The organism is Streptomyces sp. NPDC028419, assembly GCF_055565515.1.
Genome location: NZ_JBVHUE010000010.1, coordinates 60,314 through 79,434, shown reverse-complemented (window position 1 = coordinate 79,434; position 19,121 = coordinate 60,314). Strand labels below are relative to the sequence as shown.

The following is a 19,121-nucleotide window of genomic DNA, read 5'->3' as shown; positions in this document are numbered from 1 at the left end:
CGGGGCGGGACTCGGTGGGGTGGCTTGATCACGTTTGGCGGTATATGGAGCTGATCACACTGGTGATGAACCCACTGAAATCGACCGCCTCGCGCACCCTTCGCAGCCGACCCGCGCCACGCCGCGAACCCCACCCGTGCGGACCAATCCCGGGCGCGCGCCGGGCGCGCGCTGACCCGTTCGGGGGATCCGGGGCCGGCGGACCGGGGGCGCACGGTTCCGGCCTGCGCGCCCGCAATACCGTCACGTCCCTTCACAACCGGCGCCCTCAGGCGCGACACTCGCAGGCGCACATGAGCGTTGCCACCGCAACCTGCGGAAGTGAGGGCAAGTCATGTCCCTGCAGGACGATTTGACCGCCGTACGACGCAATCTGAACGAGCTGGTCCGCTCGGTCGAGCGACTGGAGCGGGACGTCGCGCGCCAGGCGCCCGCGGCCTCGGGGCCCCCGGGCGGGGAGGGGACGGTCTTCGTCCCGGACACCCCGTACGACAGCACGCTGTGGACGGATTCCGACGACGAGGGCCTCGGCGCCCGCGACCGCCGGGCGCCCTGAGCCGTACGGCACCGCACGCGCACGGCCCGCACCACACGCCACACGCCACACAGCACGCAGCACGCAGCACGCAGCACGCAGCACACGGAGCACGACACACGGCACGCGGCACGCGACGGCCGGTTTCGCCCGGCACTCCCCATCAGGCCCCGCCGCCACCCGGCGGCCGGGTCTCCTGGGCCACCCCTCCACTCCTCCCGGAGTCCCCTTTGGCCACAGGCACGGAACCACCCCGACCCCTGACCGGCGTGCACGGCGCCTCCCGCGCCGCGATCACCGCCCGGCACCTGCGCACCGACCGGTGGTGGCTGGCCCCCGCCGGCACCGCGGCCGGGCTGCTCGCCTTCATCGTCTATTCGACCTGGCGGGCCTTCTCCAACGCCGACTACTACGCGGCCCCCTACGTCTCGCCCTTCTACTCCCCGTGCCTCGCGGAGAACTGCCGGGAGATGCGCGACGGGCCCAACTGGGACCTCTTCGGCAGCTGGTGGGGCCTGTCCCCCGCGCTGCTGGTGCTGGTCTTCCCGCTCGGCTTCCGGCTCACCTGCTACTACTACCGCAAGGCCTACTACCGGGGCTTCTGGGCCTCGCCCCCGGCCTGCGCGGTCGCCGAGCCGCACGCGAAGTACTCCGGCGAGACCCGCTTCCCGCTGGTCTTCCAGAACATGCACCGCTACTTCTTCTACGCGGCGCTGCCGGTCGCGGGCATCCTCACCTACGACACCGTGCTGACCTTCCGCGACGCGCACTACGCCTGGGGCCACATGGGCCTCGGCTCGCTGCTGTTCCTCGTCAACATCGCGCTGATCTGGGCCTACACGCTGTCCTGCCACTCCTGCCGGCACATCATGGGCGGCAAGCTGAAGCACTTCTCCAAGCACCCGGTGCGCTACCGGCTGTGGGGCTGGGTGAGCCGGCTCAACTCCCGTCACATGCAGCTGGCCTGGGCCTCCCTGATCAGCGTCGCGCTCTGCGACTTCTACGTGTACCTGCTGGCCAGCGGTGCGCTCGACGACCCGAGGATCTTCTGACATGGCTCAAGTCGACCGGCAGCAGTGGGACGTGGTCGTGGTCGGTGCGGGCGGCGCCGGGCTGCGGGCCGCGATCGAGGCCCGCGAGCGGGGCGCCCGTACCGCCGTGATCTGCAAGTCCCTCTTCGGCAAGGCCCACACGGTGATGGCCGAGGGGGGCATCGCCGCCTCCATGGGCAACGTCAACGAGGGCGACAACTGGCAGGTCCACTTCCGCGACACGATGCGCGGCGGGAAGTTCCTGAACCAGTGGCGGATGGCGGAGCTGCACGCCAAGGAGGCCCCCGACCGGGTCTGGGAGCTGGAGACCTGGGGGGCGCTCTTCGACCGGACGCCCGACGGGCGGATCTCCCAGCGCAACTTCGGCGGCCACGAGTACCCGCGCCTCGCGCACGTGGGCGACCGCACCGGACTGGAGCTGATCCGGACCCTCCAGCAGAAGATCGTCCAGCTCCAGCAGGAGGACTTCAAGGAGTACGGGGACCACGAGGCCCGGCTCAAGGTCTTCCAGGAGTGCACCGTCACCCGCGTCCTGAAGGACCACGGCCGGGGCGACGGCGGGCGGGTCGCGGGGGTCTTCTGCTACGAGCGCGAGTCCGGCCGCTTCTTCGTCCTGGAGGCCCCCGCGGTGGTGCTGGCCACGGGCGGGATCGGGAAGTCCTTCAAGACCACCTCGAACTCCTGGGAGTACACCGGCGACGGCCACGCCCTGGCCCTGCTGGCCGGGGCGCCGCTGCTGAACATGGAGTTCGTGCAGTTCCACCCGACCGGCATGGTCTGGCCGCCCTCGGTCAAGGGCATCCTCGTCACCGAGTCGGTGCGCGGTGACGGCGGCGTGCTGCGCAACAGCGAGGGCAAGCGGTTCATGTTCGACTACGTCCCGGACGTCTTCAAGGAGAAGTACGCCGAGTCGGAGGCCGAGGGCGACCGCTGGTACGAGGACCCGGACCACAACCGGCGCCCGCCCGAGCTGCTCCCCCGCGACGAGGTGGCCCGCGCGATCAACTCCGAGGTCAAGGCGGGCCGCGGCTCCCCGCACGGCGGGGTCTTCCTGGACGTGTCCACCCGGATGCCCGCCGAGCGGATCCGGCGGCGACTGCCGTCGATGTACCACCAGTTCAAGGAGCTGGCGGACGTGGACATCACCGCGGAGCCGATGGAGGTCGGCCCGACCTGCCACTACGTGATGGGCGGGATCGCGGTCGACTCGGAGACGGCGGCGACCCTCGGGGTGCCCGGGCTCTTCGCGGCGGGCGAGGTCGCGGGCGGGATGCACGGTTCGAACCGGCTGGGCGGGAACTCCCTGTCCGACCTGCTGGTCTTCGGCCGCAGGGCGGGACTGCACGCGGCCGCGTACGCCGCCGATCTGGCCGGCGCCCCGCCCGTGGCCCCGCAGCGGGAGGTCGACGCGGCGGCCGAGGAGGCGCTGGCCCCCTTCCACGCCGAGGAGGGCGCGGAGAACCCGTACACCCTCCACCAGGAGCTCCAGCAGGCGATGAACGACCTGGTCGGCATCATCCGGCGCGCGGGCGAGATGGCCGAGGCGCTGGAGCGGCTGGCGGGGCTGCGCGTACGGGCCGCCCGCGCCGGGGTGGAGGGGCACCGCCAGTTCAACCCGGGCTGGCACCTGGCCCTGGACCTGCGCAACATGCTGCTGGTCAGCGAGTGCGTGGCCCGGGCCGCCCTGGAGCGCACCGAGAGCCGCGGCGGCCACACCCGGGAGGACTACCCGGCCATGGACCGGGCCTGGCGCCCGGTGAACCTGCTCTGCCGGCCGGTGCCCGTGGACCCGGCGGACCCCGCCGGCCCGGCGGCCGACCGGATCGCCCTGGAACACACCCGGACCGAGCCCGTCCGCCCGGACCTGCTCGCGCTCTTCGAGAAGGAAGAGCTGGTCAAGTACCTCGCCGAAGAGGAGCTCTACGAGTGAGTAGCTACGACGCCGCGTTCCGGATCTGGCGGGGCGACGCCGAGGGCGGTGAGCTGCGGGACTTCACCGTCGAGGTGAACGAGGGCGAGGTGGTCCTCGACATCGTCCACCGGCTCCAGGCCACCCAGGCCGGCGACCTCGCGGTCCGGTGGAACTGCAAGGCGGGCAAGTGCGGCTCGTGCAGCGCGGAGGTCAACGGCCGGCCGCGGCTGATGTGCATGACCCGCATGTCGACCTTCTCCCGCGAGGAGACGATCACGGTCACTCCGCTGCGGGCGTTCCCGGTGGTCCGGGACCTGGTGACGGACGTGTCCTTCAACTACGCGAAGGCGCGGGAGGTCCCGGCGTTCGTGCCGCCCGAGGGGGTGGCGCCGGGCGAGTACCGGATGCAGCAGGTGGACGTGGAGCGCTCGCAGGAGTTCCGCAAGTGCATCGAGTGTTTCCTGTGCCAGGACACCTGTCACGTGGTGCGCGACCACGAGGAGAACAAGGCCGCCTTCGCGGGGCCGCGGTTCCTGATGCGGGTGGCGGAGCTGGACATGCACCCGCTGGACGCGGCCGCCGAGCAGGGCCTGGACCGCAAGCGGACGGCCCAGGAGGAGCACGGGCTGGGCTACTGCAACATCACCAAGTGCTGTTCGGAGGTCTGCCCCGAGGGCATCAAGATCACCGACAACGCCCTGATCCCGCTGAAGGAGCGGGCGGTCGACCGCAAGTACGACCCGCTGGTCTGGCTGGGCTCGAAGATCGGCCGTCGCAAGGACTGATCCCGGGGGCGGGGGCTCGGGGTGCGGGGGCTCGGGGTGCGGGGGCGCGAAACCCCCCATAACCTCCCAAATGTGATCCCGCCGAGAAGCAGGACGAAGCCGAGCGCCACCTCCCGGATATCCCTGCGGGCCGTGCTCGCCCTGGCCGCCGCGCTGCTCGCGCTCGGCGGCCTGGGCGCGGCCGAGGCCCCGCCGGCCCGGGCCGACGATCCCGTCACCCTGTCGCAGGAGGGCCAGATCACCGACCGGGTGGGCGCCCTGGGCGACCGCGAGCCCGCCGTGGCCGCCGCCCTCGACAAGCTGTACACCGACCAGCGCGTCCAGCTGTTCGTGGCGTACGTCCGCGACTTCTCCGGACGCTCCGCCCAGAGCTGGGCCGATGCCACCGCGCAGCGCAGCGGCCTCGGGCAGAACGACGTCCTGCTCGCCGTCGCGACCGGGGCCCGGCAGTACGCCTACTCGGCCGACGTCGACTCCGGCTTCACCAAGGAACAGCTGGCGAGCGTCGCCCGCAGCGCCATCGAGCCCGCCCTGAAGGAGAACGACTGGGCGGGCGCGGCGATCGGCGCGGCGGGCGGCTACGACGCCGTGCTGGCGGGGCGGCCGGTGCCGGTCCCCGCGATCACCCCGGGCGTGGCCGATCCCGGTGGGGACCGGGCGGGCGGCGAGAGCGGGGCCGGTGACTACGTGCTGCCGGTGGTCGCGGTCGGCGCCGTGGGCGCGCTCGGCGCCTACGCCTACAGCCGCCGCAAGCGCAAGGGAACGACCGACCGCGGTACGACGGCCCGCTCGGGCTGGGGCGAGCAGGGCCCGCCCCGGCTCCCGCTCGCCGAACTCGACGCCAAGGCCAAGTCGCTGCTGGTGGAGACCGACGACGCGGTCCGCACCAGCACCGAGGAACTCGGTTTCGCCTCGGCCCAGTTCGGCGAGGAGGCGGTGGGGCCGTTCACCGCGGCCGTGGCCTACGCCAAGGACGAGCTGACGCACGCCTTCCGGCTGCGCCAGCAGCTCGACGACGCCTATCCCGAGGACGACGCGACCCGGCGCCGGATGCTGGACGAGATCGTGGCGCGCTGCACGGAGGCGAGCCGGCGCCTCGACGCCGAATCCGCCGACTTCGACCGGCTGCGCGCCCTGGAGAAGAACGCACCGCAGGCGCTGGAGACCGTACAGGCGCACTTCCGCGCGCTGACCGGCCGGACCTCCACGGCCGTGGCGACCTTGACCGCCCTGGCCCAGCGGTACGCCGATTCCGCGTCCGCCCCCGTGGCCTCCAACGCCGAACAGGCCAAGGACCGGCTGCTGTTCGCCACCACCAGCCTCGGCGAGGCGCGCGCCGCCGTCGACGGCGGGGACAACGGCAAGGCGGCCGTGCACGTGCGGGCGGCCGAGGGCGCCGTCGACCAGGCGACCACCCTGGTGGACGCGGTGGAGCGGCGCGCGCGGGAACTGGCCGAGGCGGCGGGCAAGCTGACCGGCGCCCTGAACGAGACCGAGACCGACCTCGCGGACGCCCGCGGGCTGCTGACGGGAACCGCCGAGGGCGTCTCCACGGCGGACCTGCGGGGCCGGATCGGCCGGGCGGAGTCGGTACTGGCCGACGTCCGGGCGGAGCAGGGCGCGGGCCGGTACGACCCGATCGACGCCCTGCGCCGGATCGAGGAGGCCGACGCGGCCCTGGACGAGGCGCTCGCCGGAGCCCGGGAGCGCGAGTCGGGCCGGCAACGGGCCGCGGCCCTGCTGGACCAGGCCCTGCTGTCGGCCCGCAGCGCGATCGGCGCGGCCGCGGACTACGTCACCACCAGCCGCGGAGCCGTCGGCAGTCAGGCCCGCACCCGGCTGGCGGAGGCGCAGCGGCACCTGGAGCGCTCGCTCGCGGTGACGGGCTCGGACCCGGCGGCCGCGCTGGCCGAGGCGCAGCAGGCGGACTCGCTGGCGCGGCAGGCGCAGCAGCTGGCGGAGGCGGACGTGCGGGCGTACCAGGACCCGTACGGCGGCCGCCGCTCGCAGCAGGGCGGCATGGGCGGCGCGGTGCTGGGCGGGATCATCCTCGGCGAGATCCTCGGCGGCGGCCGCGGCGGCCGCGGGGGCGGGTACGGCGGCTTCGGCGGCGGAGGCGGCGGCTTCGGGGGTGGCGGCCCAGGTCCCGGCTCCTTCGGCGGCGGGGGCACCCGCGGCCGGATGGGCGGTGGCGGCCGCTTCTGACGTCACCCACCCCCCCTTTTTCCCCTAGGAGTAGGCACCCATGAGCAAGCAGACCATCCTCGGCCGCGTCACCCAGCTCGCGAAGGCCAACATCAACGCGCTGCTGGACCAGGCGGAAGACCCGCAGAAGATGCTGGACCAGCTGATCCGGGACTACACGAACAACATCTCCGAGGCGGAGCAGGCCGTCGCCACCACGATCGGCAACCTGCGGATGCTGGAGGCGGACCACGCGGAGGACGTGAACGCGGCGGCCGAGTGGGGCGCCAAGGCCCTGGCGGCCAGCCGCAAGGCCGACGAGCTGCGGACGGCGGGGACCCCGGGCACACCGACGGACGCGGACAGGTTCGACAACCTGGCGAAGGTCGCGCTGGGCCGCCAGCTCCAGTCGGAGAAGGAGGCGAAGACGGCGGAGCCGACGATCGCGGCGCAGACGGAGGTCGTCGAGAAGCTCAAGGCCGGTCTGAACTCGATGAAGACCAAGCTGACGGAGCTCCAGGCGAAGCGCGACGAGTTGGTGGCGCGCGCGAAGACGGCCCAGGCGCAGAACACGATGATGGACGCGGTGAAGAACATCGACGTGATGGACCCGACGAGCGACCTGAACCGCTTCGAGGACAAGGTCCGCCGCGAGGAAGCGATGGCCCTGGGCAAGCAGGAACTGGCCGCCTCCACCCTGGACGCCCAGTTCGAAGCCCTGGACGACCTGGACAAGAACACCGAAATCGAAGCCCGCCTGGCAGCCCTGAAATCGGGGCGCTCCTGACCAAGCCCCCGCCGGCGTGGCTGGACGGATCCAGCCTCCGGGCCGGGCCCATCCAGCCTCGCCGGCGATTGAGGCGCGGGGTCCGGGGCGGAGCCCCGGGGGAAGGTACCTCCGGCGGGGCTGGACGGGTCCAGCCTCCGGGCCAGGCCCATCCAGCCCCGCCGGCGATTGAGGCGCGGGGTCCGGGGCGGAGCCCCGGGAAGCCGGCCCGCACGGACCCATCGGCCCCCACCCCCGGACCTACCCGTACATGCTGAGCAACTGCTCCGCCGACAGCTCGGCGACGGCCTCCCCCGCCACCCCCGGCAACGGCAGTTCGAACCACACCGTCTTCCCCCGGTGGGTACGCCGCGTACCCCACCCGGCCGACAGCAGCCCGACGAGCTGCAGCCCGCGCCCGCCCTCGTCCGTGTCCCGGGCCCGCCGCCGCCGGGGCTGCACCAGGTTCCCGTCCCACACCTCGCACACCAGGGTCCGGTCCAACAGCAGCCGCAGCCTGATCTCGCCCTCCCCGTACCGCAGCGCGTTCGTCACCAGCTCGCTGACCAGCAGTTCGGTCGTATCGAGCAGCCCCTCCAGGCCCCACGCGGGCAGCTTCGCCCGGGCCAGCTCCCGCGCCCGCCCCACCGACCGGGCCTCGCGCGGCAGTTGCCAGTCGCCGACCGCGTCGATCGGCAGCCCCTGCACCCGGGCCAGCAGCAGGGCGATGTCGTCCTCGCCGTGCCGGGTGTGCAGCGAGCCGAGGACGTGGTCGCAGACGTCCTCCAGCGGCCGCACCGGATCGGCCAGCGCCTCCCGCAGCCCGCGCAGTCCCTCCTCCAGCGGGTGGTCGCGGGATTCGACGAGCCCGTCGGTGTACAGGGCGAGCAGTGCGCCTTCGGGGAGGTCCACCTCGACCTCCTCGAAGGGTTCACCGCCGACCCCGAGCGGCATCCCGGGCGGCACCTCCAGCAGCAGCGCGGGCCGGGGCGGGCCCCCGGGTTCGGCCGGTTCGACCAGGACGGGCGGCATGTGGCCCGCGTTGGCTATGGTGCAGCGCCTGGTCACCGGGTCGTAGACGGCGTAGACGCAGGTCGCGAGGTAGACCTCCGACAGGTCGTTCAGGTCGGCGTCGCGGGATTGCAGGGCCGCCCGCGAGGCCTGCTGCGAACCGCCCGGGGTGCCCAGGCCCCGGGCCACCTCGTCCAGCGCCGTGAGCACTTCGGCCGGTTCCAGGTCGAGGAGGGCCAGGGTGCGTACGGCCGTGCGCAGTTCGCCCATGGCGACGGCGGCCCGCAGGCCGCGGCCCATCACGTCACCGACCACGAGCGCGGTGCGGTGCCCGGGCAGCTCGATGACGTCGAACCAATCGCCGCCGACCTCGGTCGCCGCGTTGCCGGGCAGGTAACGGCAGGCGATGTCGAGGCCCGCCGCGGCCGGATCGCCGGGGGGCAGCAGGCTGCGCTGGAGTATCAGCGCGCGTTCGTGTTCGCGCCGGTAGAGCCGCGCGTTGTCGATGCATACGGCGGCCCGCGCGGCGAGCTCGACGGCGACGGCCCGGTCCCGTTCGCCGAAGGGCTCGCTGCCCTTCGTGCGGGAGAACTGGGCCAGGCCGACCACCGTGTCGTGCGCGACGAGCGGGACGACGAGGGTGGACTGGATCAGGTCGTCGGGCGCGGCGCCCTCCAGCAGCCGCGGCCGGGCGGTGCGCAGGGCCAGGGTGCCGGGCGAGGCGGGCGGGTAGCGGTGGACCTCGCCCACGGCGACCAGCGCGCCGGGGCCGGGCCCGGACAGCGGTGCGTCGGAGACGGCGGAGGCGAAGGCGACCCGGCGCAGCGGTGCGGAGGGCGCGCGCCCGGGACCGCCCCCGGGGAGCGAGGGGACCCCGGGTCCGTGCGGCCGGGCGGGGCGGTCGCGGTCGTCGTCGCCGAGCAGGAGCCCTTGGTAGAGGTCCACGGCGGCCAGGTCGCAGAAGCCGGGGACGGTGACGTCGAGGAGTTCGCGGGCGGTGGTCTCCAGGTCGAGGGAGTTCCCGATCCGGTGGCCCGCTTCGTTGAGGAGGGCGAGGTTGCGGCGGACGCCCGCGGCCTCGCGGGCGGCGAGGTGGCGGCGGGTGACGTCGGTGCCCAGGCCCGCGACACCGATGGGCAGGCCGTTGCCGCCGTGCACCCGGTAGAGGTTGATGGACCAGTGCCGGTTGTCGCGGCTGCCGGGGGCCGCGCCGGTGATGCGCAGGTCGGTGACCGAATCGCCGGTTTCCAGGACGCGGCGCAGCGCCTCGGCCATCCGGTCGGCCTCGTGCGGGGGCAGGTAGTCGTGGACGGTGCGCCCCCGGTGCTCCTCCACCCCGCCCCCGAAGACGGTGGCGAAGCGGCGGTTGGCGCGCTGCACGGTGAGGTCCGTACCAAAGAGCAGGAAGCCGAAGGGAGATTGACCGAATATCGCCTGAGAGGCCGCCAGATCGGATTCGATCCGGCGCAGCGCGCGGACATCGACCACGACGCAGAGCGCGGCCCGCTCGGCGGTCTCGGTCTGGGTGGGCATCACGTAGATCTCGGCCACGCCGTGTTCGCCGTCCCCATCGGGGATGCGGAACGGGATCAAGCCGGTCCACTCCTTGCCGTCGAGGATCTCGGCGACCCTGCGGTGCGCGCCGGGGCGGAGTTCCGGGGGCATGAAGGCATCGACCGGATCGCGGCCCACCGCTTCGGCGGCGCTCAGCCCGAAGAGTTCCTCGGCGCGCAGGCTCCACTGGTCGATGAGGCCGTCGGGCCCGATCGAGAAGGATGCGACCTTTATGTAGTCATATATCGAGCCAGGCGGGCTGCTGTGCCACAAGGAGTCGTTCCACGCCTCCCCTGACACATGGGCCTGATGTGCCTGCGCAGGTATTTCGCTCACGCGACCGTCCCCTCCAGCTCACCGCAACCGGACCGGCCATGACCGCAGTATTCAGCACCACGGGCACGCTCGGCACGGCGTTCACGATCACAGCACGGTCTCGTTCATTTCGAGCCACACCCGATGATCGTCAGAGACCCTTCTCCTTGTTACTCACCAGGTAGGGCCAATTCGAACCACACTGTCTTGCCCGACTTCCCGTGCCGGGTCCCCCACCGCTGCGCCGAAACCGCCACCAGGTGCAACCCGCGACCGCCCTCGTCGTCGGATGTGGCGACCCGCTCGCGCGGCGGATCCGGAAGCGGATCAGAGACCTCCACGAGGAGGGCGGGACCCGCGGCGGGTTGGGCGGTGGCGGAATCGCGCCGTACCAATCGGACCCCGATCGGGCCGGAGGCGTACCGCAGCGAGTTGGTGACCAGCTCGCTGACCAGCAGGACGGTGACGTCGCAGACCGCCTCCAGACCCCAGGCGCGGAGCTTGCCGCGCACGGCGTGGCGGGCGGTGCGGACGGCGCCGGGCTCGGCAGGGAAGTCCCATTCGGCACATTCACCATCTGCGTCGATCACGCCGATCACTTCCCGGGCCAGCAGCGGACCCCAGTCCGGTTCGTCAGCGACGAGGAGGGACGAGATAGGGACTAATAGCGACATACCCGATATTCGCGGCGTCGTACCATCCGACCCCCCAGGCACCGGCGCACTGTGGTGCACCTGGCCTACACCGTGAGCCTTACGCGCCCCCGCGCCCCTCCGCCGCCCCCGCTCCAGCTGCCGCGCCCCGGTGACGCGCCGTTGACCCCGGCGCGACCACCACCCGGTACGACCTAGCGCTCGCGCAGCCGTCGACCGGCTTCGGCGACGGCGGGGCGGTCCTGGTCGAGCCAGTCCACGGAGTCCAACTCGTCCGGCCCGAGCCAGCGCAGCTCGTCGTGGTCCTCCAGCGGCGCGGGCTCGCCGGAGACCAGGCGCGCGGTCCACACGTGCAGCACCAGGCCGGGTTTCAGGGGCCACTCCCCCGGGATCCGCTCCAGGGCTTCGCTCTCCACGCCCAGCTCTTCGCGCAGTTCCCGTACGAGGGCCTCGGGGACGGATTCACCCGGTTCGGCCTTCCCGCCCGGCAGCTCCCAACGGCCGGCCAGCTCGGGCGGGGCGCTGCGCCGGGCGGCCAGCAGGCGCCCGTCACGACAAAGGGCTCCGCCCACGACCACGCGTTCCGTCATGGGCGGAGCCTATGTCACTGCCTATGTCACACCTATGTGCCGTCAGTTGGCGGTGGTGGCGTTCTGCCCGATCCGCTCGACCCAGTAGAGCTGCTTGTGCCCGCGGTCATCGAGGCTGTCGACGACCTTCTGGGCCTCGGCGCGCGTGGGGTAACGGCCCACGCGGTAGCGGTTGCCGTTGTCGTCCTGCCGTATGACCAGCCATGGGAGCAGAGCACCGTTGTCGCTCATCGCGCTCCACCCTCCGCCGATGTACCTGCCCAGGAAACCGCATTACGCATATGCCCGAGCTTACGCCCGACCTTTACTCAGCGGATACGGTTTTTCACGAAGAGGTACCTCGCAGGCGTACTCATCCGGCCATGCGTGCGAGGGGGCGTGCACGCCGGTTCAGAGCCGGCGCACCGTCGGCAGCGGCAGGACGACCGCACCTCCCCCGGCGCCCTTGCGGCAGACGTCCCCGCAGGTGGCGTCGAGCGAACAGCACAGCGAGCAGATCGGCCCGGCCTGGACGGGGCAGTCGGCGATGTCCGGGAGTTCGTACGCGCTCTCGCAGACCCCGCAGGTGTGGGTCGCGGTGAGGTCCGCGACCTCCACGCCCGGGCCGGTCAGCGTGTTCGGCCGGGCCAGGTAGTACTTCCCCCCGGTCGCCCAGGCGATCAGGGGGCACAGGACGAGCGCGAGGAGGGCCGCGATGAAGGTCGAGAAGGCCTGCGCGTAGGTCCCGAAGACCCCGGCGAAGGCCAGGATCGACACGGTGGACGCGATCACCATCGCCCCGAAGCCGGCCGGGTTGACGGCGTACAGGTACGCGCGCTTGAACTCGATGTACGGCGGGCTCAGCCCGAGCCGCTTGTTGATGACCAGATCGGCGGCGACCGCCGCGATCCAGGCGATGCCGACGTTGGAGTAGAAGCCCAGCAGTTTGCCGAGCATCGCGAACATGTCGAGTTCCATCAGCGTCAGCGCGATGGCCAGGTTGAGGAAGATGTACCAGACCCGGCCCGGGTGCCGGTGGGTGATCCGGGAGAAGAAGTTCGACCAGGACAGCGAGCCGCTGTAGGCGTTGGTGACGTTGATCTTCACCTGGGACACGATGACGAAGAGCGCGGCGGCGGGCAGCGCGAGGCCGCCGAGCCAGGGGCGCAGGGCCTCGATCTGCGGGGCGATCGGCTCCAGGGCGCGGGTCTCGCCCACCGCCGCGAGCGCGACGAAGGCGAGGAAGGCGCCGCCGAGCTGCTTGGCCGCGCCGATGACCACCCAGCCGGGTCCGGCGGCGAGCACGGCGAGCTTCCAGCGGCGGCTGGTGGCCGGGGTCCGGGCGGGCATGAACCGCAGGTAGTCGGCCTGTTCGCCGATCTGCGCGATGAGGGACAGGGCGATGCCGGTGCCGAAGCCGAAGCCGATCCAGGAGAAGCCGGACCCGGCGCCCGCGGTCCCGCCGAAGTGGGTGAACGCGCCGAACGCGCCGGGGTCCTCGAAGGCGAGCACCAGGAACGGCAGCACCAGGCCGATCAGCCAGACGGGCTGGGTCCACGCCTGCACCTTGGCGAGCGCGCCCATCCCGCGGAAGACGATGGGGATGACGATCAGGGTGGTGAGCAGGTACCCGATCTCCAGCGGCAGTCCGACGGCCTGGTGCATGGCCTGGGCCATGATCGAGCCTTCGAGGGCGAAGAAGATGAAGGTGAACGAGGCGTAGATGAGCGACGTGAGGGTCGAGCCGAAGTATCCGAAGCCCGCGCCCCGGGTGACCAGGTCCATGTCCAGGCCGTACGTCGCGCACGCCCGGGCGATCGGGATGCCGGTGAGGAAGATGACCGCGGCCGCGGTCAGGATCGCGGCGAGCCCGCTGGTGAAGCCGTAGGCGAAGACGATGGAGGCGCCGATCGCGAAGTCGGCGAGGTAGGCGATCCCGCCGAGGGCCGTGCCGGCGACCGTGGCGGGACCCCAGCGGCGGTAGGAGTGCGGCGCGTACCGCAGGGAGAAGTCCTCGCGGCTCTCGTCCGCGGCGAGCCGGGCGTAGCGGCGGCCCGGCTCCGGGGCCCCGCGCGTGGCGGCGGGAGCGGCGGCAGGGGCGGCGGGGGTGGTGGTGGCGTCCGTCATGCGCGCCGAGGCTAGGCCCCGCGCGTGACGGCCCGTCACCTCACCGCATTGCCCCGGGGTTACGCCCGGGGCCCGCGCATGACCGGGGCGTTACACCGCGCCCTGGCGCCGTGACCGGACCGGTTCACCGAGTCGCGGCGCCCCGCACGGCACTAGCGGACCGGTAGGTGGTAGGCGAGGCGGTAGCGGTCGGCCGGGACCACCACGTCCGCCGTCTCCACGGCGCGGCCGGAGGCGAAGTACGTCCGCCCGATCACCAGCACCACGTGCCCCGGCACTCCGCCCAGCGCCAGGATCTCCTCGGCCAGCCCGGGCCGGGCGCCGACCTCCTCCACCACGTTGTCCACGACGACGTCGATGGCGGCCATCCGCTCCACCACGCCGCTCCCGCCGAGCGGGCCCTCCTCCGGCAGCATCACCGGCGTGCGACCGGTCACGGACAGGGGCTCCCACGAGGTGGAGAGCATCATCGCCTCGCCCGCGTCGCGGAAGACGTAGCGCGTGCGCATCACCCGCTCCCCCGGCTCGATGCCCAGCCGGGCGGCGACCTCGGCCGGCGCCTCGGTCTGCTCGCTGTTGGATTCCCAGGTGCCGCGGCTGCCCGAGTCCGCCTGCTCCTGCCGGAAGGGGGTGGACGCCCCCGTCGTGCGGTACCCGGCACGGGCCACCCGGCGGGGCACCGGCTGCTCCCGCACGTACGTCCCCGAACCGGAGCGGCCCTCGACGAGCCCCTCCGCCATGAGGACCTTGCGGGCCTCCAGGGCGACGGTGTCGGAGACCCCGTACTCCTCGCGGATGCGGGCCTGCGAGGGGAGCCGCGCATGCGGGGGCAGGGACCCATCGACGATCTTCCGTCGCAGGTCACCGGCGACGCGAAGATAGGCCGGCTGCTCACCGAAAGTCACTAGCCACTCCCATCAGGTTGACAGACAGCTACAGCCTGGCAACCTACGGTTGTGCACCGCAAGCAAGGGCCAAAGTTTCACCCGAAGTGATGAAGCCAGGTCACTGAAACCCGTTACCCTGCGTTACAGTCGCGTTCCCGGCGCGATCCGGGAGAGCGGCCCAGAACTAGACCGACTGCGACCCGGCACCCTCGCCGTCGAGCCAGCCCGTGTCCGAGCCGTCCGAATCCTCCAGCCACGACGGCACCTTCGTCGCCAGCCCGAGCGCCCCGCGCAGCGTGCGCTCCGTCTCGACCGACGTCGCGTCCACCGCCCGGCTCCACGCCGCGCGGAAGTCCTCCGGCCGCCGCGCGTCCGCCGCCGCCCGCCACTGCACGCGGGCCGCCTCGACCTCCTTGAGCAGCGCGTCGGCCGGCGCGCCGGCCGTGGACTCGCGCAGCACGGCGGCCTCGGCCGCCATCGCCGGTTCCACCTTGGCCGCCCACGCCCGGTACTGGGGCAGCGAGTCCTTGAGGTCGGTCACGGGGGCGGCCGTCAGCGCGGAGTCCAGCCGGTTCGCGGCGCCCAGGAAGGACGCCTGCCCGGCCGTCAGCATCGTCGCGTCGCGCTTCAGGCTCCCGCGCTGCTCGCCCTCCGTGGTGCCGAGCACGCACAGCACGCTGCGCCTGCCCTGCTCCCACTCGTCCTCGCTCGGCGCGAAGAAGTACATCTCCGCGAACTCCGGCAGGGCCCAGGTGTCCATGGCGTACGTGTCCTGCGCCAGCCAGCAGCGCTCCTCGGCCCGCGCCGCGAGGGCCTCCTCACCGGGGAAGGCGCCCGGGTCCGCGAGGAAGGACGCGGTGATCTCGCCGTGGTGCGGGCGGGTGCACGCCACCTTGAAGACCAGGGGCGCCTCGGCGAGCAGGTCCGCACCCGGCACGTTGAAGCAGTCCCCGGCCCGGACCTGCTCCAGGTCCGCCGGATCCCCCTCCACGTCACGGGCGGCGCTCCCCTTGCCGCCCGTACCGGCCGTGCCGCGATCGGCCGCCCGGGCCAGTCGCTCACCGACCGGACCCACCAGTTCCACGGCGACGAGCGCCAGCGCGCCCGACATCAACACCGAGACCGCGAGCCCGGTGACCGCCAGTCCCCTGCCCCGCTCCCCGCGCGCGGCGATCTGGACCAGCGCCACGACCGCGAAGACCACTCCGAGCGGCGGGAAGCACAGCAGCCCGACCAGCAGCGCGGCCAGGGCGAAGCCGTTGAGCGGAGGCCTGCCGCCCGGCGCCGGAGCGCCGGGGTGGCCGTAGCCGTAAGGGGCCCCGGTCGGCGGGGCGGCCCACGGATCGCGGGGCGGCGGAGGGGGCGGGGGAGGGGGCTGCGGCGGGGTACTCACGGCGTGAGCTGCTCCATCATGCGGGGGTGCGGGGGGATGCGGCGCTGCGCGAACGACTGCGCGAATAGTACGCAAGGGCAACGGTCGGCCGGCCGCTCGCCCCCGCGCCCCTCACCCGGCGGACACCCCCGCGTACGATCCGTCACGGAGACGGGCCACCCCCGAACCCCTGCACGAGCTCACGACGGAGCCCGGGAAAGGGCCCGTGAAGACCCGACGGAGCGGAGCCGTTCGCGCATGACGCACGCACTGACGCACGCACTTCCCGATGACGTCTGCCCCGATTACGTCTGCCCCGACGACGGCGCCCGCGCCGACGTCCGCACCGCGCCCTGGTGCTGCCCCGTCTGCGCGGGCCCCTGGGACCTGGACTTCGCGCCGCAGCCGCCGAAGGCCGTCGAGCTCGACTCCGGCCCGAACTCGCTGTGGCGCTACGGGTCCGCGCTGCCGCTGCCGGGGGCGCCCGCGGTGACCCTCGGCGAGGGGCGGACCCCGCTGGTCCCGCTGACCGGGCGGATCTCCGCCAAACTCGACTTCCTGATGCCGACCCTGTCCTTCAAGGACCGGGGCGCGGTGATGCTCGCCGAGCTGGCCCGGCGGCTCGGCCCGGAGCGCTTGGTCGCGGACAGCAGCGGCAACGCCGGCACCTCCGTCGCGGCCTACAGCGCGCGGGCCGGCCTGGCCTGCGAGGTCTTCGTGCCCGAGGGCACCTCGGAGAAGAAGACCGAGCAGATGCGGGCGCACGGGGCGCGGGTCCGGGTGGTGCCGGGCGGGCGCGAGGCGGCGGCCCGCGCCGCGCGGGCGGCCGCCGACGAGCCGGGCGTCTTCTACGCGAGCCACGTCTTCAACCCCTACTTCCTGCACGGCACGAAGACGTACGTGTACGAGCTGTGGGAGGAGCTGGGCGGCGAGCTGCCCGAGGCCCTGGTGGTGCCCGTGGGCAACGGCACGCTGCTGCTCGGCGCGGCGCTGGCGGCCCGGGAGCTGGCGCGCGCGGGCGTACGGGCCCCCGCGCTGATCGCCGTCCAGGCGCGGGCCATGGCTCCGCTCGCGCGCGCCTTCGCCGCCGGCGAGCGCGAACCGACGGCCCCGGTCCCGGACCCCGTGCCGACGCTGGCGGAGGGGATCGCGATCCCGGCCCCGCCCCGGGCCCGGCAGATCCTGGCCGCCGTGCGGGAGTCGGGGGGCACCTTCCTGACGGTGTCCGAGGAGCGGATCCGCGCGGCCCAGCGGGACCTGGCGGCGCGGGGGCTCTTCGTCGAGCCGACGGCCGCGGCGTGCTGGGCCGCGGTCGGCCCGGGCGCGCCCGGTGACCCGCTCGCGGGCCGCTCGGCGGTCGTCCCGCTCTGCGGCGCCGGCGCCAAGACGGGCCTGGCCCCCTGAACCGCGGCCCCCGGCGCCGACTCGGCGCCCGCTCGGCGCCGGGGCCGGTGGCGGGGCCCGGGGCATGGCTCCGGTCCACGCAGATGTCCGGTTTTCGCCAGCCCGGGCCCGCCCCCTTCTGATGAAATGCCCGCATGACTAAGTCAGTTGACCTCTCCCGCGTCCGCGCCTTCCACGCCCTGCACACCCCCGCCGCCCCGCTCGCCCTCGCCAACGCCTGGGACGTCGCGAGCGCCCGCCTGGTCGAGGCCGCCGGGTCCCCCGCCGTCGCCACCACCAGCGCCGGTGTCGCCTGGTCCCTCGGCTCCCCCGACGGGGACCTGCTGGCCCGGGACCGCGCCCTCGACCTGATCGCCCGCGTGGTCGGCGCCGTCGACGTACCGGTGACCGCCGACATCGAGGGCGGTTTCGGCGCCGACGCCGAGGGGGTCGGACAGACCGTCGCCGGGGTGCTGGCCGCCGGAGCGGTCGGGGTCAACATCGAGGACCGCTTCCGGGACCCCGCCGAGCAGGTCGAGCGCCTCGCCGCCGCCCGCGCGGCCGCGGACGCCCTCGACGTCCCGCTCTACATCAACGCCCGCGTGGACACCTACCTCCTCGGCCTCGGCGAGCCCGGTCCGGCCCGGGTGGAGGAGACCCTGGCCCGCGCCGCCGCCTACCTGGAGGCGGGGGCCAGCGGCATCTTCGTGCCCGGCGTCTACGACCCGGCGACCGTGACCGAGCTGGCCCGCGGCATCGACGCCCCGCTGAACGTGCTGGTCGGCCCGGACGCGCCGAGCGTCGCCGCGCTGGGCGAGCTGGGCGTGGCCCGGGTCAGCCTCGGCTCGTGGGTCGCGGAGGCCGCGTACGCCGTGGTCCGGCGCGCCACCGAGGAGCTGCTCTCGGACGGCACCTACGGCGCGCTCTCCGGGTCCCTCTCCTACGGCGAGGTGAACTCCCTGTTCAAGGGCTGATCCGGGCGGGCGCGGGGCGAGCTGACACAGCCGGGGGCCGCCCGCAGACGGTCCGCTGATCCGCTCGTAGGATCCCGGGGTGACGACCCTCATCGACTCCCCCCGGCCCCGGGCGGCCTCCGGCGCCGTGTGGGCCGCCCTCGCCCTCGTCTACGTCGTGTGGGGCTCGACCTACCTCGGCATCCGCGTCGTCGTGGAGACGATGCCGCCCTTCCTCTCCGCCGGGGCCCGTTTCCTCTCGGCGGGCGTGCTGCTGGCCGCCCTGGTCGCCTGGCGGTCCGGCCCGGCCGCGCTCCGGGTGACCCGGGCGCAGCTGGGTTCGGCCGTGCTGGTGGGCCTGATGCTGGTCCTCGGCGGGAACGGCCTGGTGGTGCTGGCCGAGACCGCCGTGCCGTCCGGTCTGGCCGCCCTGCTGGTGGCCGGGGTGCCGATGTGGGTGGTGCTGCTGCGCCTGACCGGGGGCGACCGGCCGCCGGTGCGCACGCTGGGCGGCGTGCTCGTGGGCCTCGCGGGGCTGACCGTGCTGACCAGCCCGGGGCTCAGCGGCGAGGTGGAGCTGTGGGGCGTGCTGACGATCCTGGCCGGGTCGCTGCTGTGGTCGCTGGGCTCGTACTCCTCGAACCGGCTGCCGATGCCGGCCAACCCCTTCGCGGCCAGCGCCTACGAGATGCTCGCGGGCGGCGCCGCCGCCCTGGTGGTGGGCCTGGCGCGGGGCGAGCAGCACGGTCTCGACCCGGCGGACATCTCCACCCGCTCGTGGCTGGCGCTGGGCTACCTGATCCTCGTGGGGTCGCTGGTCGGCTTCACGGCGTACGTCTGGCTGCTCCAGTCGGCGCCGCTCTCGCTCGTGTCGACCTACGCCTACGTCAATCCGGTCGTCGCGGTCACCCTCGGCGCGCTGGTCCTGGGCGAGGAGCTGACCTGGCCGATCCTGGTCGGCGGCGGGATCGTGGTGGCGGCGGTGTGCGCGATCGTGAGCACCGAACGCCGCAACTAGCGGCGCCCGACCGGGGCCGGGCGGGGCCGCCGCCGCGCGGGGCCG

General features: G+C 73.5%; 16 protein-coding genes. 9 read left to right on the top strand and 7 right to left on the bottom strand.

Features of this window, described 5'->3' with window-relative positions; all coding sequences use genetic code 11:
* Positions 1–334 precede the first annotated feature (334 nt).
* The 6 genes from ACZ4UB_RS14200 (at position 335) to ACZ4UB_RS14175 (ending at position 7,255) form a co-directional block, all read left to right on the top strand.
* Positions 335–556 carry a hypothetical protein gene (locus ACZ4UB_RS14200; RefSeq protein ID WP_354379630.1) on the top strand — a complete coding sequence of 74 codons (222 nt, stop codon included), beginning with the start codon at positions 335–337 and terminating at the stop codon, positions 554–556.
* Positions 557–765: 209 nt separating this feature from the next.
* Positions 766–1,587: a hypothetical protein gene (locus ACZ4UB_RS14195; RefSeq protein ID WP_468070353.1), complete on the top strand. Its 822-nt coding sequence runs from the start codon at positions 766–768 to the stop codon at positions 1,585–1,587.
* 1 nt (position 1,588) lies between these two features.
* The gene (locus ACZ4UB_RS14190) at positions 1,589–3,517 is read left to right on the top strand and encodes a fumarate reductase/succinate dehydrogenase flavoprotein subunit (RefSeq protein WP_468070352.1); all 1,929 of its coding nucleotides are present in this window, start codon (positions 1,589–1,591) and stop codon (positions 3,515–3,517) included.
* On the top strand, positions 3,514–4,284 hold the full coding sequence (locus ACZ4UB_RS14185) for a succinate dehydrogenase/fumarate reductase iron-sulfur subunit (RefSeq protein ID WP_385780063.1): 771 nt from the start codon (positions 3,514–3,516) through the stop codon (positions 4,282–4,284). The genes ACZ4UB_RS14190 and ACZ4UB_RS14185 overlap by 4 nt, the downstream gene beginning before the upstream one ends.
* A gap of 117 nt (positions 4,285–4,401) precedes the next feature.
* Entirely contained in the window at positions 4,402–6,489 is a 2,088-nt protein-coding gene (locus ACZ4UB_RS14180; protein WP_468070441.1) for a TPM domain-containing protein, read from the top strand.
* 40 nt (positions 6,490–6,529) lie between these two features.
* On the top strand, positions 6,530–7,255 hold the full coding sequence (locus ACZ4UB_RS14175; RefSeq protein WP_468070351.1) for a PspA/IM30 family protein: 726 nt from the start codon (positions 6,530–6,532) through the stop codon (positions 7,253–7,255).
* Positions 7,256–7,495: 240 nt separating this feature from the next.
* Here ACZ4UB_RS14175 and ACZ4UB_RS14170 read toward each other — a convergent pair whose 3' ends face one another.
* The 7 genes from ACZ4UB_RS14170 to ACZ4UB_RS14140 form a co-directional block, all read right to left on the bottom strand.
* Complete coding sequence (locus ACZ4UB_RS14170; RefSeq protein WP_468070350.1) at positions 7,496–10,135, bottom strand: SpoIIE family protein phosphatase; 2,640 nt, start codon at positions 10,133–10,135, stop codon at positions 7,496–7,498.
* Positions 10,136–10,284: 149 nt separating this feature from the next.
* Complete coding sequence (locus tag ACZ4UB_RS14165; RefSeq protein WP_354379896.1) at positions 10,285–10,713, bottom strand: ATP-binding protein; 429 nt, start codon at positions 10,711–10,713, stop codon at positions 10,285–10,287.
* A 248-nt stretch (positions 10,714–10,961) separates the two neighbouring features.
* Complete coding sequence (locus ACZ4UB_RS14160) at positions 10,962–11,357, bottom strand: (deoxy)nucleoside triphosphate pyrophosphohydrolase (protein WP_354379635.1); 396 nt, start codon at positions 11,355–11,357, stop codon at positions 10,962–10,964.
* Positions 11,358–11,399: 42 nt separating this feature from the next.
* On the bottom strand, positions 11,400–11,588 hold the full coding sequence (locus ACZ4UB_RS14155) for an SPOR domain-containing protein (protein ID WP_468070349.1): 189 nt from the start codon (positions 11,586–11,588) through the stop codon (positions 11,400–11,402).
* Between the two features lie 159 nt (positions 11,589–11,747).
* The gene (locus tag ACZ4UB_RS14150; RefSeq protein ID WP_468070348.1) at positions 11,748–13,463 is read right to left on the bottom strand and encodes a purine-cytosine permease family protein; all 1,716 of its coding nucleotides are present in this window, start codon (positions 13,461–13,463) and stop codon (positions 11,748–11,750) included.
* Between the two features lie 152 nt (positions 13,464–13,615).
* Positions 13,616–14,368 carry a GntR family transcriptional regulator gene (locus ACZ4UB_RS14145; protein WP_354379638.1) on the bottom strand — a complete coding sequence of 251 codons (753 nt, stop codon included), beginning with the start codon at positions 14,366–14,368 and terminating at the stop codon, positions 13,616–13,618.
* A 166-nt stretch (positions 14,369–14,534) separates the two neighbouring features.
* On the bottom strand, positions 14,535–15,743 hold the full coding sequence (locus ACZ4UB_RS14140) for a DUF4190 domain-containing protein (protein ID WP_468070347.1): 1,209 nt from the start codon (positions 15,741–15,743) through the stop codon (positions 14,535–14,537).
* 237 nt (positions 15,744–15,980) lie between these two features.
* Between ACZ4UB_RS14140 and ACZ4UB_RS14135 the strand changes: the two genes are divergently transcribed.
* From ACZ4UB_RS14135 to ACZ4UB_RS14125, 3 genes are all read left to right on the top strand, one after another.
* On the top strand, positions 15,981–17,126 hold the full coding sequence (locus tag ACZ4UB_RS14135) for a threonine synthase (RefSeq protein ID WP_468070346.1): 1,146 nt from the start codon (positions 15,981–15,983) through the stop codon (positions 17,124–17,126).
* A gap of 134 nt (positions 17,127–17,260) precedes the next feature.
* Positions 17,261–18,079 carry an isocitrate lyase/PEP mutase family protein gene (locus tag ACZ4UB_RS14130; protein WP_468070345.1) on the top strand — a complete coding sequence of 273 codons (819 nt, stop codon included), beginning with the start codon at positions 17,261–17,263 and terminating at the stop codon, positions 18,077–18,079.
* Between the two features lie 79 nt (positions 18,080–18,158).
* On the top strand, positions 18,159–19,076 hold the full coding sequence (locus tag ACZ4UB_RS14125; protein WP_468070344.1) for an EamA family transporter: 918 nt from the start codon (positions 18,159–18,161) through the stop codon (positions 19,074–19,076).
* The last annotated feature ends 45 nt before the right edge of the window (positions 19,077–19,121 follow it).

Excerpts from the sequence above, each read along its gene's own strand:
- ACZ4UB_RS14200 (WP_354379630.1), top strand. The coding sequence starts at position 335 with ATGTCCCTGCAGGACGATTTGACCGCCGTACGACGCAATCTGAACGAG.
- ACZ4UB_RS14190 (WP_468070352.1), top strand. The coding sequence starts at position 1,589 with ATGGCTCAAGTCGACCGGCAGCAGTGGGACGTGGTCGTGGTCGGTGCG.
- ACZ4UB_RS14175 (WP_468070351.1), top strand. The coding sequence starts at position 6,530 with ATGAGCAAGCAGACCATCCTCGGCCGCGTCACCCAGCTCGCGAAGGCC.
- ACZ4UB_RS14160 (WP_354379635.1), bottom strand. The coding sequence starts at position 11,357 with ATGACGGAACGCGTGGTCGTGGGCGGAGCCCTTTGTCGTGACGGGCGC.
- ACZ4UB_RS14155 (WP_468070349.1), bottom strand. The coding sequence starts at position 11,588 with ATGAGCGACAACGGTGCTCTGCTCCCATGGCTGGTCATACGGCAGGAC.
- ACZ4UB_RS14150 (WP_468070348.1), bottom strand. The coding sequence starts at position 13,463 with ATGACGGACGCCACCACCACCCCCGCCGCCCCTGCCGCCGCTCCCGCC.
- ACZ4UB_RS14135 (WP_468070346.1), top strand. The coding sequence starts at position 15,981 with ATGACGCACGCACTGACGCACGCACTTCCCGATGACGTCTGCCCCGAT.
- ACZ4UB_RS14130 (WP_468070345.1), top strand. The coding sequence starts at position 17,261 with ATGACTAAGTCAGTTGACCTCTCCCGCGTCCGCGCCTTCCACGCCCTG.